Annotated in this window: 12 protein-coding genes; 10 read left to right on the top strand and 2 right to left on the bottom strand. The window is 61.5% G+C overall.

Annotated elements, in window-relative coordinates; all coding sequences use genetic code 11:
- Nucleotides 1-169: 169 nt before the first annotated feature.
- Together AC245Y_RS32530 and AC245Y_RS32525 are read left to right on the top strand one after the other, a co-directional pair.
- Nucleotides 170-1216: a substrate-binding domain-containing protein gene (locus AC245Y_RS32530; protein ID WP_017997200.1), complete on the top strand. Its 1047-nt coding sequence runs from the start codon at nucleotides 170-172 to the stop codon at nucleotides 1214-1216.
- A 77-nt stretch (nucleotides 1217-1293) separates the two neighbouring features.
- Nucleotides 1294-2502, top strand: a complete 1209-nt coding sequence (locus tag AC245Y_RS32525) for an acyl-CoA dehydrogenase family protein (RefSeq protein ID WP_017997199.1) — start codon at nucleotides 1294-1296, stop codon at nucleotides 2500-2502.
- Nucleotides 2503-2582: 80 nt separating this feature from the next.
- Here AC245Y_RS32525 and AC245Y_RS32520 read toward each other — a convergent pair whose 3' ends face one another.
- Nucleotides 2583-3800, bottom strand: a complete 1218-nt coding sequence (locus tag AC245Y_RS32520; RefSeq protein ID WP_026157696.1) for an SfnB family sulfur acquisition oxidoreductase — start codon at nucleotides 3798-3800, stop codon at nucleotides 2583-2585.
- 170 nt (nucleotides 3801-3970) lie between these two features.
- On the opposite strand from AC245Y_RS32520, the gene AC245Y_RS32515 reads away from it, so the two are divergent.
- On the top strand, nucleotides 3971-4114 hold the full coding sequence (locus AC245Y_RS32515) for a hypothetical protein (protein WP_017997197.1): 144 nt from the start codon (nucleotides 3971-3973) through the stop codon (nucleotides 4112-4114).
- 8 nt (nucleotides 4115-4122) lie between these two features.
- Nucleotides 4123-5457, top strand: coding sequence for an LLM class flavin-dependent oxidoreductase (locus AC245Y_RS32510; RefSeq protein ID WP_017997196.1), 1335 nt, complete (start codon nucleotides 4123-4125; stop codon nucleotides 5455-5457).
- 40 nt (nucleotides 5458-5497) lie between these two features.
- Here the strand turns inward: AC245Y_RS32510 and AC245Y_RS32505 are convergent, their stop codons facing one another.
- Entirely contained in the window at nucleotides 5498-6541 is a 1044-nt protein-coding gene (locus tag AC245Y_RS32505; RefSeq protein ID WP_026157695.1) for a substrate-binding domain-containing protein, read from the bottom strand.
- Between the two features lie 134 nt (nucleotides 6542-6675).
- Here AC245Y_RS32505 and AC245Y_RS32500 point away from each other — a divergent pair, with 134 nt between their 5' ends.
- The 6 genes from AC245Y_RS32500 to AC245Y_RS32475 all read left to right on the top strand — a co-directional run bounded on the left by AC245Y_RS32500 (nucleotide 6676) and on the right by AC245Y_RS32475 (nucleotide 12888).
- Nucleotides 6676-7710, top strand: coding sequence for a Gfo/Idh/MocA family protein (locus AC245Y_RS32500; RefSeq protein ID WP_017997194.1), 1035 nt, complete (start codon nucleotides 6676-6678; stop codon nucleotides 7708-7710).
- An 11-nt stretch (nucleotides 7711-7721) separates the two neighbouring features.
- A complete protein-coding gene (locus tag AC245Y_RS32495; protein ID WP_012760055.1) occupies nucleotides 7722-8624 on the top strand; it encodes a sugar phosphate isomerase/epimerase family protein in 903 nt (300 codons plus the stop codon).
- A gap of 62 nt (nucleotides 8625-8686) precedes the next feature.
- Nucleotides 8687-9919, top strand: coding sequence for an ABC transporter substrate-binding protein (locus AC245Y_RS32490; RefSeq protein WP_012760056.1), 1233 nt, complete (start codon nucleotides 8687-8689; stop codon nucleotides 9917-9919).
- A 175-nt stretch (nucleotides 9920-10094) separates the two neighbouring features.
- Nucleotides 10095-10997, top strand: coding sequence for a carbohydrate ABC transporter permease (locus AC245Y_RS32485; RefSeq protein WP_003552007.1), 903 nt, complete (start codon nucleotides 10095-10097; stop codon nucleotides 10995-10997).
- A complete protein-coding gene (locus tag AC245Y_RS32480) occupies nucleotides 10994-11821 on the top strand; it encodes a carbohydrate ABC transporter permease (protein ID WP_017997193.1) in 828 nt (275 codons plus the stop codon). Before AC245Y_RS32485 ends, AC245Y_RS32480 begins: the two co-directional genes overlap by 4 nt.
- Nucleotides 11818-12888 carry an ABC transporter ATP-binding protein gene (locus tag AC245Y_RS32475; protein WP_012760059.1) on the top strand — a complete coding sequence of 357 codons (1071 nt, stop codon included), beginning with the start codon at nucleotides 11818-11820 and terminating at the stop codon, nucleotides 12886-12888. The genes AC245Y_RS32480 and AC245Y_RS32475 overlap by 4 nt, the downstream gene beginning before the upstream one ends.
- Nucleotides 12889-12904: the final 16 nt, after the last annotated feature.

Below are 12904 nucleotides of genomic sequence, written 5' to 3'. Positions count from 1 at the left end.
CGCCTTTCCGCTGCGAGCCACGCTCAGGGAACAAAGAATCTCCCGCAGCCGGTAAAATCGGATCATTTACTCTACTAAAAACATAGAGATTATATCTAATAATTCAACGCGTCGCAGGGGCTTCCAGACCTGTCAGACGACGCCCCGATTTGCTAGAAGGAACGCGACGATGAAATCCCTCGCACGGCTCGCACTCTCTGCCGCCGTCATTCCGTTCATTTTCATTCAAGGCGCAAAAGCCGACGGTTTATCCGGTGCTCCCGCTCCCTTCGACAAGGGCGGCGTTAAAGTAGCGCTAATCAGCTACATCTCGGCCGGCGATTTCTTCCAGGCCTACCAGGCGGGAGCTGAAGCCCAGGCCAAGGCGCTGGATATCGACCTGCGCATCTTCCCCGGCCGGCAGGATGCCGCCGAGCAGCGCGAGCAGATCCTCCAGGCGATCAATCTCGGTGTCTCCGGCATCGTCATCGACCACGGCCTGCCGGAATCGCTCGGCGACGTCGTGCAGCAGGCGCTCGACAAGGGCATCAAGGTCGTGGCCTTCGACGTCAACCTCAACAACCCAAAGATTCCGCAGGTGGAGCAGAGCGATCACGAGCTTGCATCATTGGCGCTTGAACAGGTGGTGAAGGACAACGGCAACAGCTTCAACGCCGGCTATGTCTATGTCGCGGGCTTTGCGCCGCTCGACCGCCGCAACGAGGTCTGGGACAAGTTCAAGACAGACAATAAAGGCGTGGTCGAAAAGGCCCGTTTCGGCAATGTCAGCGACACGACGGCGACCTCGACCGCCGATCAAGCAAAGGCCGTGCTCACCGCCAATCCCGATATATCGGTCGTCTTCGCCCCCTATGACGAATTCGCCCGCGGTGTGAAGCTCGCCGCCAACGACCTCGGCATATCAAACAAGCTCAAGATCTATTCGGCCGACGTCTCGACGGCCGATATCCAGGAAATCACCGAGGAAGGCAGCCCTTGGGTCGCGACCGTGGCGACCAATCCTGCCGTCGTCGGCGCCGTCTCCATTCGCGCCGCAGCACTCGAAATCGCCGGACAGACGGTTCCCCACCAAATCACCGTGAAGCCGACCCTTCTGACGCAGGAAAGCCTGCGCGCAGCCGGTGTCAAGACGATCGAGGAGCTGGCCGAAAAGATCCCGGCCTTCAGCACGAGCGATGCGGCGACCGCCAACTGGATTCCGGACAAGCTTTTCTGAGGAGGTCACCCTCGATCCTTCCGGCGGGAGCCTCGTCTCCCGCCGGATCATCTTTTTGGAGAATTGGAGTTCCGCCTATGAGCCAGTCCAATGTCGTCTTCGCGACCAGCCGCAACCCGACGCGGGAAGACCTCTTTGCCCGTGCGCAGCATATCTCTGCCGACCTTTCCGGGCGCGCCGCAGACCTCGATCGCGAAGGCCGCCCGCCGCTTGGCGAAATCGTCAAATTGAAGAATGCCGGCCTGCTCAATGCGCTGCATCCCCGTGAGATCGGCGGCGGTGGCCTCGATTGGGTCGACGGGCTGAGGCTGGTGCGCATTCTCGCGCGTGGCGAGAGCTCGATCGGCCAGCTGCTCGGCTACCACTATGTCAACAGCCAGTACATCTATTGGGCCCTTGATACCGCACGCGCCCATGCGCTGGGCAGCGATACGGTCGCCAGGAACCTCTATTGGGGTGCGGCCGTCAATCCGCGCGATCCCGGGCTGGTGCTCACCCGTCGCGGCAACGGCTATGTGCTGAACGGACGCAAGTCCTTCTCCACGGCAGCGCGGGTCTCCGATTACATCAATGCCAATGCGACGCTCGACGACAAGATCGCCGGTTTCGCCGTGCCGACCAATCGTCAAGGTTACGTCGCCAATGACGACTGGGACAATATCGGTCAGCGCCTGTCAGACAGCGGTAGCGTCGAATTTCATGATTTCCCCGTTTACGAGGAGGATTTCGTCGGCGTACCCGCCGCACCCGACGCAGCACCGCCGGTGCTGTCGACCTTCAATACGCCGTTCATCCAGCTGGTCTTCGTTAATTTCTATCTCGGCACCGCGGAAGGCGCGCTGCACGCGGCCGTCGATTACGTCCGCAACACGACCCGGCCGTGGATAACCTCCGGTGTCGAGCGGGCGGCGGATGATCCTTATATCCTCGAACGCGTCGGCGAATTCACTGCCGCGCTGAAGGCCTCGGCGGCCCTTGCCGACAGTGCCGCAGCCGCCGTGCAGGCGGGTCTTGCCCGCGGCCGCGACGTCACCGAGCGCGAGCGCGGCGCCGCGGCGGCGGAAGCCTATGCCGCCAAAGTCCACGCCACTCATGTCTCGCTTGACATCACGTCGCGCGTCTTCGAGCTGACGGGCGCACGCTCAACAGCCGACAAATACCGCTTCGACCGTTTCTGGCGCAATGTCCGCACCCATACTCTGCACGACCCGGTCTTCTACAAGGCGAGGGAAGTCGGCGAATTCGCGCTGAACGACAAGATACCGGAGGTCAGTCTCTACAGCTGAGGCGACCACTCTTCCATCGAAGAACGAAGCCCCATTGCCGGCATCGGCAATGGGGCTTTTCCTTGGTAGGAATGGAGGTTTCAGAGCGCACCATTCTTCGGTGGCGTTACGCCGTTCAAATGGTAGTTGCCAACGACGTGATATTTCCAACGCACGGGATCGTGTAGCGTATGGGTGCGGGCATTGCGCCAGTGGCGGTCGAGGTTGAGGCCTGTTTGTACTGACGAGGTTCCGGCAAGCTCGAAAAGCGTGTTCGAGGCCTCGAGCGCCACTTCGGTCGTCAGTACCTTCGCCGCAGCGACTGCAAGCGTGGCCGCGATCACCTTTTCCTCCGTCGTCTCGACCTGCGCGGCATCGACCTTGTGCCCGGCGCGCTCCACCAGAGCCGTTGCGGCTTCCAGCCGGATGGCGATCTGGCCAACCTTGGCGATCGTTAGCGGATCGTCTGAGGCACGCTCAAGGCCGCTATCCATCCAGGGGCGTGATTTCGTCCTGACGAACTCCAGCGTTTCGGCAAAGGCCGCCCGTGCAATACCGAGATCGACGCCGGCATGGATGATCTGACCAACGGAGCCGATCGTCGTCGGCCGCTCGAAGCCCTTGTGATGGAAAACCACGGAATCGGCGCTGACATAGACATTGTCGAGGATCGTCGTACCGCTGCCGGTGGTGCGCTGGCCAAAACCGTCCCAGTCGTCGACGATCTCGACGCCTTCAGTACCCTTCGGCACGAAGGCCATGGTCAACCGGTCCTCCGGATCGAGCGCGAAGATGGTGATCCAGTCGGCGAAGAGGACGCCGGTCGAATAGAATTTGCGGCCGTTGATCCGGTAACCCGGACCGTCGCGGGTGATGCGCGTGTTGTAGTGGCCGACCGTCTTGGTGCCGCGCTCGGACAGCGCATTACCGAAACGGTCGCCGGCCAGCACGCGGCCGAAGAAATAGCGCTGCTGCTCCTCGCCGCCGTCGGTTCTGAGCGCCTCGAGAATATAGAAATGGTTCTGCGGGATCTGGCCGATCGAACCGTCCGCCTCAGACAGGATCGCGGTGACCTCGGCAAGCACGGCGTTGGAGACGTCAAGCCCGCCATATTGCGCCGGTACGGTGATCGCCAGAAGGCCGGACTGGGCGAGAAGATCGAGTTCACCAAACGGCAGCATCCGTTCGGCGTCGCGCTCGGCGGCGCGTGCGGCAAATTGTGCCGCCAGTCTGCGGGCGGTGGCGATCGCCTCATCATCGCTGCCGATACGGTCGGCCACGGGCCGGATCTGATCTGCTTGCCTTAGCACGGTGTTCATCGATGTCTCCACTTCTGACGATGCTATCGGTGAAAGAAATCGAGCGTCGAGATAAGAGCATAAATTCTATAGACGTCATCGAAAATGAAAAGTGTTTGCTTATCAGCCTCCGGCGGTCGCGATTAGGCTTCCGGTCTGGCGTTCGCGCGAAAACGCGGGTCGGAGAAGCAATGAAATTCCTGCCGGAAATTACCACCGCCGGCCTCGATTTGATTTCACCGACCTCCTACGTAACCGATATCCGATGCGTCGCCGCAGCGGCTCCAGACAGAACGCCCAATGCGGGGCAGGCGGCCGCCTTGCCCGATCCATGAGGAAAGTCATGACCCCACGGCAGTTGCGCCTCGGCGCCTTCATGCGTCCCGTCAGCCTGCATACCGGCGCCTGGCGCTATCCCAGTTCTTATCCCGACGCCAATTTCAATTTCGCGCATCTGAAGTCCTTCGCACAGGCGCTGGAACGGGCGAAATTCGACGCCTTCTTCATGGCCGATCATCTTGCCGTGCTCAACATGCCGGTCGAGGCGCTCAGGCGCAGCCACACCGTGACCTCCTTCGAGCCCTTTACGCTGCTCTCGGCGCTGGCAGCGGTGACGGAGCGCATCGGCCTCGTCGCCACGGCCTCCACCACCTTCGACGAGCCCTATCACATTGCCCGGCGTTTCGCCTCGCTCGACCATATCAGCGGCGGCCGCGCCGGCTGGAACATCGTCACGACGTCGAACCCCGATGCCGCGCTCAATTTCGGCCTCGACGAACATGTGGAGCATGGCGAGCGGTATCATCGCGCCCGGGAATTCTACGACGTGGTCACCGGGCTCTGGGACAGCTTCGCCGACGATGCCTTCATCCGCGATCGGGAAAGCGGCCTGTTCTTCGATCCGGCAAAGATGCATGTGCTGGGCCACAAGGGCGAGGAACTGAGCGTGCGCGGGCCACTCAATATCGCCCGGCCGCCGCAGGGTTGGCCCGTCATCGTCCAGGCCGGCCAGTCGGACCCCGGCCGCCAGCTTGCCGCGGAAACCGCCGAGATGGTCTTCTGTTCGCCGCGCGATCTTGCCGCGGGCAGGGCGCTTTATGCCGATATCAAGGGCCGCATGGAAGCCATCGGCCGTAACCGCGAGCACCTGAAGATCCTGCCCGCCGCCTTCGTCATCGTCGGCGACAGCATCGAGGAGGCGCGCGCCAAACGCGCCACGCTCGACAGTCTGGTGCATTACGACAGCGCCATCGCCTCGCTTTCAATCGCGCTCGGCCATGACGCTTCGGGCTTTGATCCCGACGCGCCGCTACCGGCCGATATTCCCGACACCAATGCCAGCAAGACCGGCCGGGCACAGGTGCTGAAGCTTGCCGCGGAGGAAAATCTGACGGTGCGTCAGTTGGCGCAACGTTATGGCGGCTATGCCGGCCTTGCCTTCGTCGGCACGCCTGCCAGCATCGCCGACGAGATGGAACGCTGGCTTGATGAGGAAGGCTCGGATGGTTTCAACGTCGTCTTCCCCTATCTGCCGCAGGGTCTCCTCGACGTCACCGACCGGCTGGTTCCCGAGCTGCAGCGCCGCGGCCTGTTCCGTAGCGAATACGAGGGCACGACGCTGCGCGAACATCTCGGATTGCCGCGGCCTGAGAACCGGTTCTTTGCAGCAGGTACATGAAGGGGCTCGCTTCTGTTTTCCGGAAGCAAGCCAATAGTGCTCAGGCCATGACCTCAACCCGAAACGCGTCGCTTTCGCCCGCCATCAGTTCGAGGGGCCAGATGATGTTGCGGTCGCCTCCCGGATAGAAATCTCGATAGACCGGCATGGTGGCGAGAAGCATCCGGGCGAGCGCGACGCCGAGATCGTAGAGCGACATTCGAAAGCAGCTGAGCGAGGGCTGCAGGAACCGTGCGCGCGGAGCGTCGCGGAAGCCGATCACCGCAAGGTCGCGGCCGGGCATGACGCCCGATTCCATCAGGCGGCGGTAAAGGCCGATCGCCATCAGCTCGTAGATCAAGATCACCGCCGTCGGCCGCTCTTCGAGCAGCAGCAGCTCATGGGCCGCCAGATAGCCGCCCTGTTCACTCGACTTGATGCGAATGACGAGCGTGGGGTCGAAGGGAATATCGTGCCGCTCGAGCGCGCGGCGATAGCTGTCGATAAAGAGATAGCCGAGGTTGGCCTCGCTCGATGGCGCGGTGATCGCGATCCGGCGGTGGCCCAGCGTGATCAGCCGCTCGACGGCATGGTCGGCCACGCCCTCGAAATCGAGATCGATCCATGGAAAATTGCCGGCCGAAAGGCTGCGGCCGAGCGCGACGAAGGGGATTTTCGCCCTCGACAGAAAATCAATGCGCCGATCGACGCGCTGCGTGTCCGAGATGATCATCGCATCGACGATGCGCCGCGCCACCATCCGCTTCAGATATTCGTGCGGGTCCTCGTCGCTCGGGCAGGGCAGCATGATGAGGTCGAGCTTGTGGCGGGCAAAGACGCTTTGCAGGCCGCTGGTGACGCCGAGGAAGAAGTTGTCGGCGTTCTCGACCGTTTCCTTGCTGGATTCGATCATCAACCCGATGACCTTCGTCTCCCCCTGCCTCAGGCTCCGCCCGGACTGATTGGCGACATAGCCGAGTTCCTTGGCCGCCGCCAGCACCCGCCGGCGGGTTTCCTCATTGACATCGGGCTTGCTGTTCAGCGCACGGGAGACCGTGCCGATCGAGATATCCAGGTATTCGGCAAGCTGGCGAATCCCCTTCATCGGCCGCGATTTTCTTTCGGTCTGCAATTTCGCATTTTGCCTCTATTGACACGGTAAAATGTTTCCGCATACAGTCGTAAACGTTTACGGAGTGCGTGTCATCAGGAGTTGGCGCCATTCTTTCGGAGGAAATCGTGAAATTCAGTGCCATTTTGTGCGGGTGCGGAGCTATGTCCAAAGGTTGGTTGCGCGCCATCGCTTCCAACCCTCTGCTGGCCGAATCCATCACCATCGTCGGCCTTGTCGACCTGAACCGGGAGACGGCCGAAAAGCTTGCCGCGGAGTTCGGCCTTGAAGGCGCCGTCATCGGTTCGGACCTGTCTGCGGTCATCACTGCCACGAAGGCTGATCTGGTCTTCGACATCGTCATTCCGGCTGCGCGCTACGACGTCGTTTCGACGGCACTCAAGGCCGGCTGCCATGTGCTCAGCGAAAAGCCGATGGCGGCCTCGCTTGCCGAGGGCGCTGCGCTGGTCGATCTTGCCGCCGAGACCGGCCGTATCCACGCTGTCATCCAGAACCGTCGCTTCATATCAGGCGTCAGGCGCCTGCGTCGCTTCGTCGACAGCGGCGCGATCGGCGAACTCACCGGCATCCATTGCGACTTCTTCCTGGCGCCGCATTTCGGCGGCTTCCGCGAAGAGATGGACAATGTCCTGCTTCTCGACATGGCAATCCACACCTTCGATTCGGCGCGCTACGTCGCCGACCGGAAGCCGCTCGCCGTCTATTGCGTCGAGCGCAATCCGAAGGGTTCGTGGTACCGGCACGGCGCCTCGGCCAATGCCATTTTCGAATTTACCGACGACATCGTCTTCACCTATCGCGGCTCCTGGTGCGCCGAGGGCGAGCGCACCAGCTGGGAAAGCCAGTGGCGTCTCGTCGGCTCGAAGGGGATGCTCACCTGGGATGGCGAGGAGAGTTTCAAGGCGACTGTTGCCGGCGAAGAGCCCGGCCTTTTGCATGGTTCCGCTGCCGTAAACGTTCCCGGTCCGGAACATGACGAGGAAACCCATGGCCACGCCAGCGTCATCGCCGACTTCATCGCGGCGATCGGCACCGGCAAACGGCCCGAGACGGTCAATTCCGACAATATCCGAAGCCTTGCCATGGTCTTCGGCGCAATCGAAAGCGCCAAGACGGGCAGGCGCGTCGAAATTTCAGCATAGGATGACGTGACGTGAGCAACCCTGCAAAATCCATTCGTATCGGCACCATGGTCAGCGGCAACAAGGGCGATGCCGCCGCGCGCATCGGCGAGATCGCCGGCATGGGCTTCGAAAGCTTCGAGCCCTTCTTCTGGCAGACGACGAAGGGCCAGGACCTGGCCGAGCTCGGCAAGCGTTGCCTCGATGCGATCGGCGACCGCGACATCACCATCTCGACGCTCGGCATGTTCGGCAATCCGCTGGAAGAGACCGCAATCGACCTCGAGACGCTGGAGGGCTGGAAACATTGTATCGACAATGCCCATCACTTCGGCGCCACCTGCGTTGCCGGCTTCACCGGCCGCATCCGCGGCAAGCCGCTGACAGACAGCCTGCCTCGCTACAAGCAGATCTGGAGCGAGCTTGCCAAGCGGGCGGCCGACAAGGGCGTCAAGATTGCTTTCGAGAATTGCGCCATGGACGGCAACTGGGCGACCGGCGACTGGAATATCGCGCATAATCCCGACGCCTGGGAACTGATGTTCAACGAGACGCCTGACGATAATATCGGGCTGGAGTGGGAGCCGTGCCATCAGATGGTCTATCTGATCGACCCTTTGCCGCAGATCCGCAAATGGGCGCACAAGTTCTTCCACGTCCACGGCAAGGACGCGACCATCCGCTGGGAGGTCATCAAGGAACACGGTATCTTCGGCAAGGAGAAATTCGTCTTCATGCGCACGCCGGGCTTCGGCGACAGCAACTGGACCGACATCATTTCTGAACTGCGCCTCGCCGGCTGGTCGGGCTCGATCGACATCGAAGGCTGGCACGACCCGGTCTATCGCGACGCGCTTGAAATGACCGGCCAGGTCTATGCGCTGAACCACCTCAAGCATGCCCGGGGCGGCGAATTCGTCGTCGACCCCATCTGATGATATCGTTTCCGGCAAGGAGGAATTGCCGGAAACGGGGATAACCACAAAGGAGGAGAACCATGGCTATCCGCAAATATGCAATTCTGGGCGCTCTCGCACTTGCAGGCGTCTCGCTGTTCGGTCTTTCGGCCAAGGCCGAAGACGTCACACTGACGCTCTGGTCGCTGGATAAGGACACCCAGCCGGCGCCGAACCTCGTCAAGGAGTTCAACGCCCAGAACAACGGCATCAAGATCGAATATCGGCTGATCCAGTTCGACGACGTCGTCACCGAGGCGATGCGTGCCTATGCGACCGGCCAGGCGCCCGACATCATCGCCGTCGACAATCCGGAGCATGCGCTGTTTTCGTCGCGCGGCGCCTTCCTGGATCTTACCGACATGATCGCCAAGTCGACCGTCATCAAACCGGAGAATTATTTCCCCGGCCCGCTGAAATCGGTCGAGTGGGACGGCAAGTATTTTGGCGTGCCGAAGGCGACCAATACGATCGCGCTTTACTATAACAAGGACATGTTCAAGGCCAAGGGCCTCGACCCGAACAAGCCACCGCAGACTTGGGACGAGCTCGTCGAGGACGCGCGTAAGCTGACCGACCCCGCCAAGAACGTCTATGGTCTCGCCTTCTCGGCCAAGGCCAACGAGGAGGGCACCTTCCAGTTCCTTCCCTGGGCTCAGATGGGCGGCGGCAGCTATGAGAACATCAATGCCGAAGGCGCGGTGAAGGCGCTCGGGATCTGGAAGACGATCATGGACGAGAAGCTCGCTTCTCCCGACACCTTGACGCGCGGCCAGTGGGATTCGACCGGCACCTTCAATTCCGGCAATGCGGCAATGGCGATCTCGGGCCCGTGGGAGCTCGACCGCATGACGCAGGAAGCGAAGTTCGACTGGGGCGTCACGCTGCTCCCGGTTCCCAAGGAAGGGGCTGAACGCTCCTCGGCCATGGGCGACTTCAACTGGGCGATCTTCGCCACCAGCAAACATCCGGCCGAAGCCTTCAAGGCGCTCGAATATTTCGCCTCGCAGGACGACAAGATGTTCAAGAACTTCGGCCAGCTTCCGGCCCGTTCCGACATCTCGATCCCCGAGACCGGCCAGCCGCTGAAGGATGCAGCCCTCAAGGTCTTCCTCGAACAGCTGAAATACGCCAAGCCGCGCGGCCCGCATCCGCAATGGCCGAAGATCTCCAAGGCGATCCAGGACGCCATCCAGGCAGCACTGACCGGCCAGATGAGCCCGAAAGACGCGCTCGACCAGGCAGCCGACAAGATCAAGGCAGTACTAGGCTGATCATTGGCTGCGAGCGAGCCGCTTGCTCCCTCTTCTCCCCAGCGGGGAGAAGAGGAACCGGAAGCAACGCGTCTTTTAACCGGATGAGCCTCGGTTCATCGCATCATTTCCTCCCGGCAGGGGCCGTCTTCCGCAGCATGCGCCAGGCGGCCCCGTTCGGAGTATCGGAGGACCCATGAAGAGGATCCTGATGAGCGTCAGGGACGGCCGCGGTTTCGATATCGTGCTGGTCGCTTTCCCGCTCGGCTTTCTGTTCCTGATGGCGGGGCTGCCGCTGATCTACAATGTCGTGATGAGTTTCCAGGAGGTCGACATGTTCAGCCTCGGGACCTTCTCGCGTCCCTTCGTCGGCTTCAAGAATTATACCGACCTCTTCGCGCAGCCGGAGACGCTGCCGATCCTCTACAACACCGTCATCTTCGTCGTCGGCTCCATCGCCGGCCAGTTCCTGATCGGCTTCGGCCTGGCGCTGTTCTTCTGGGTCAATTTTCCCGGCGCCTCATGGATGCGCGGCCTGTTCCTCGTCTCCTGGGTGATGCCCGGCCTCGTCGTCGGCGCCATCTGGAACTGGATTCTGTCGGGCGATTTCGGCGTGCTGAATTTCATCCTGAAGGAAAGCGGCATTATCTCGGGTAACATCTTCTGGCGCTCGGACCCGCATTATTCGCTTTATGCCGTCATCATCGCCAATGTCTGGCTCGGCACCTCGTTCAACATGATCCTGCTTTCCGTCGGCCTTGCCGGCATTCCCGCCGATCTCTACGAAGCGGCCGAACTCGACGGCGCCAATGTCTGGCAGCGCTTCTGGACGATCACGCTGCCGATGATGCGCTCGACCATCGGCGCCATCATCGCACTTGGCCTGATCTTCACGTTACAGCAATTCGATCTTTTCGCCGCGATCACGTCGGGCGGGCCAAACAATTCATCGAACGTCACGCAATATTGGGCCTGGGATCTCTCCTTCCGCCAATACGACTTCGCCAAGGGCGCAACGATCTCCGTCATCATGATCGTCTTCGTCATGTTCGCGTCCGTCGTCTATGTCCGGTCCACACGCCACGAGGTGCGCGGATGATTACGACGAATCGCGACCGCCTGATGCTCGCCATATCGATCGTCATGGCGGCGATCTATCTGTTCCCGCTCTACTGGATGTACATCACCGCGCTGAAAAGCGGCTCGGAGATGTTCGCGACGCCGCCGAGCTTCTGGCCGGCTGCACCCCAATGGGGCACCTATGCCTATGTCTGGGAAAGCCGCGACATGGGCCGTTATCTCTGGAACTCGCTGGTCATCGCTCTCGGCTCCATGGCGCTCATCACGCTGCTTGGCGTCGGCTGCGCCTATGTGCTCGCCAGATACCGCAATGTCTGGGTGGATATCGGTCTGTTCCTGATCCTGATGCTGCAGGTCCTACCGGCATCGCTGATGATCACGCCAATCTTCGTCGGCTTTTCGCAGATCGGCATGCTGAATTATCCACGCCTTGCCGTCATCATCGCGGTCGCGGCAAAGAGCATGCCCTTCTTCGTCATCCTGGTGCGCGCCACCTTCATGAGCGTTCCCCAGGAGTTGGAGGAGGCGGCTCTCGTCGACGGCAATTCGCGCGTCGGCGCCTTCTTCAACATCGTGCTGCCGCTTGCCCGCAACGGCATCCTGGTCAGCGCCATCCTGATCTTCATGCAGGCCTTCGGCGAATTCGTCTATTCGAAGTCGATGATCCAGGCGGTCGACCTTCAGCCGGCAAGCGTCGGCCTCAATTCCTTCATGGGGCCGAACACCAACGAGTGGAACAACATCATGGCCTACGCCACGATGTATGTGACGCCGATCCTTGCCATCTTCGTTCTCTTGCAGCGCCGCATCGTATCCGGCCTCACCTCTGGAGCCCTCAAATGACCACACAGATCGAGCTCAGAGGCGTCAACAAATATTACGGCGCCTTCCACGCCCTGAAGAACATCGACCTTTCGATCGCCAAGGGCACTTTCGTCGCGCTCGTCGGCCCCTCGGGCTGCGGCAAGTCCACGCTGCTGCGCTCGCTTGCCGGCCTCGAAAGCATTTCGTCGGGCGATCTCAGGATTGCCGGCGAGCTGATGAACGGCGTGCCACCACGCAAGCGCGACGTCGCCATGGTGTTCCAGTCCTATGCCCTCTATCCGCATATGACGGTCGAGGAGAACCTGACCTACAGCCTGCGCATTCGCGGCATCGCCAAGGCCGAGGCCAAGAAGGCGGCCGAAGACGTGGCGGCGACGACCGGTCTTTCGCATCTCCTGAAGCGCTATCCGCGCGAGCTCTCTGGCGGTCAGCGCCAGCGCGTCGCCATGAGCCGCGCCATCATCCGCCATCCCAAGGCCTTCTTGTTCGACGAGCCGCTGTCCAATCTCGATGCTGCGCTGCGCGTCCACATGCGCAAGGAAATCCGGTCGCTGCACGACCGGCTGCACGCAACCTTCGTCTACGTCACGCACGACCAGGTCGAAGCGATGACGATGGCCGACCATGTGGTGGTGATGCGCGACGGCATCATCGAACAGCAAGGCGCGCCGCTCGACCTCTACGACCGGCCGGCGAACCGGTTCGTTGCCGGCTTCATTGGCTCGCCGGCGATGAATTTCATTCCCGCGATCGCCGCGGAAGACGGCAAGAGCCTGATCCTGGACTTCGGCGCGGTGAAGCAGACGCTTGCGATATCACGTGCCATCGAACCCGGCCGCAAGCTCATCGCCGGCATCCGGCCGGAGCACATCGGCGTCGTCGAGCCCGGCCATGGCAGCTTCGACGTGCCGATCGCCTTCGTCGAATCGACCGGCTCGTCGACCTTCATCGTCGCGGAGACCCAGCCGGAACTGACAATCGTCGAGACGCGCCGCGACAGGGTCAAGGCAGGAGACATGATCGGACTTTCGGTCGATCCGGGCCAGGTCCATCTCTTCGACGCGTCGACGGATCACCTCATATAAAGGCAGCAGCCCTCGG

The sequence above is a fragment of the Rhizobium sp. SRDI943 genome (assembly GCF_057653695.1).
The sequence above is the reverse complement of the archived record's forward strand: the minus strand, read 5'-3'. Positions and strand labels throughout refer to the sequence as shown.

What these genes read in the sequence shown, in the direction of transcription:
- AC245Y_RS32525 (WP_017997199.1), top strand. Translation starts at nt 1,294, where the DNA reads ATGAGCCAGTCCAATGTCGTCTTCGCGACCAGCCGCAACCCGACGCGG.
- AC245Y_RS32515 (WP_017997197.1), top strand. Translation starts at nt 3,971, where the DNA reads ATGAAATTCCTGCCGGAAATTACCACCGCCGGCCTCGATTTGATTTCA.
- AC245Y_RS32520 (WP_026157696.1), bottom strand. Translation starts at nt 3,800, where the DNA reads ATGAACACCGTGCTAAGGCAAGCAGATCAGATCCGGCCCGTGGCCGAC.
- AC245Y_RS32490 (WP_012760056.1), top strand. Translation starts at nt 8,687, where the DNA reads ATGGCTATCCGCAAATATGCAATTCTGGGCGCTCTCGCACTTGCAGGC.
- AC245Y_RS32530 (WP_017997200.1), top strand. Translation starts at nt 170, where the DNA reads ATGAAATCCCTCGCACGGCTCGCACTCTCTGCCGCCGTCATTCCGTTC.
- AC245Y_RS32510 (WP_017997196.1), top strand. Translation starts at nt 4,123, where the DNA reads ATGACCCCACGGCAGTTGCGCCTCGGCGCCTTCATGCGTCCCGTCAGC.
- AC245Y_RS32475 (WP_012760059.1), top strand. Translation starts at nt 11,818, where the DNA reads ATGACCACACAGATCGAGCTCAGAGGCGTCAACAAATATTACGGCGCC.
- AC245Y_RS32480 (WP_017997193.1), top strand. Translation starts at nt 10,994, where the DNA reads ATGATTACGACGAATCGCGACCGCCTGATGCTCGCCATATCGATCGTC.
- AC245Y_RS32485 (WP_003552007.1), top strand. Translation starts at nt 10,095, where the DNA reads ATGAAGAGGATCCTGATGAGCGTCAGGGACGGCCGCGGTTTCGATATC.
- AC245Y_RS32505 (WP_026157695.1), bottom strand. Translation starts at nt 6,541, where the DNA reads ATGAAGGGGATTCGCCAGCTTGCCGAATACCTGGATATCTCGATCGGC.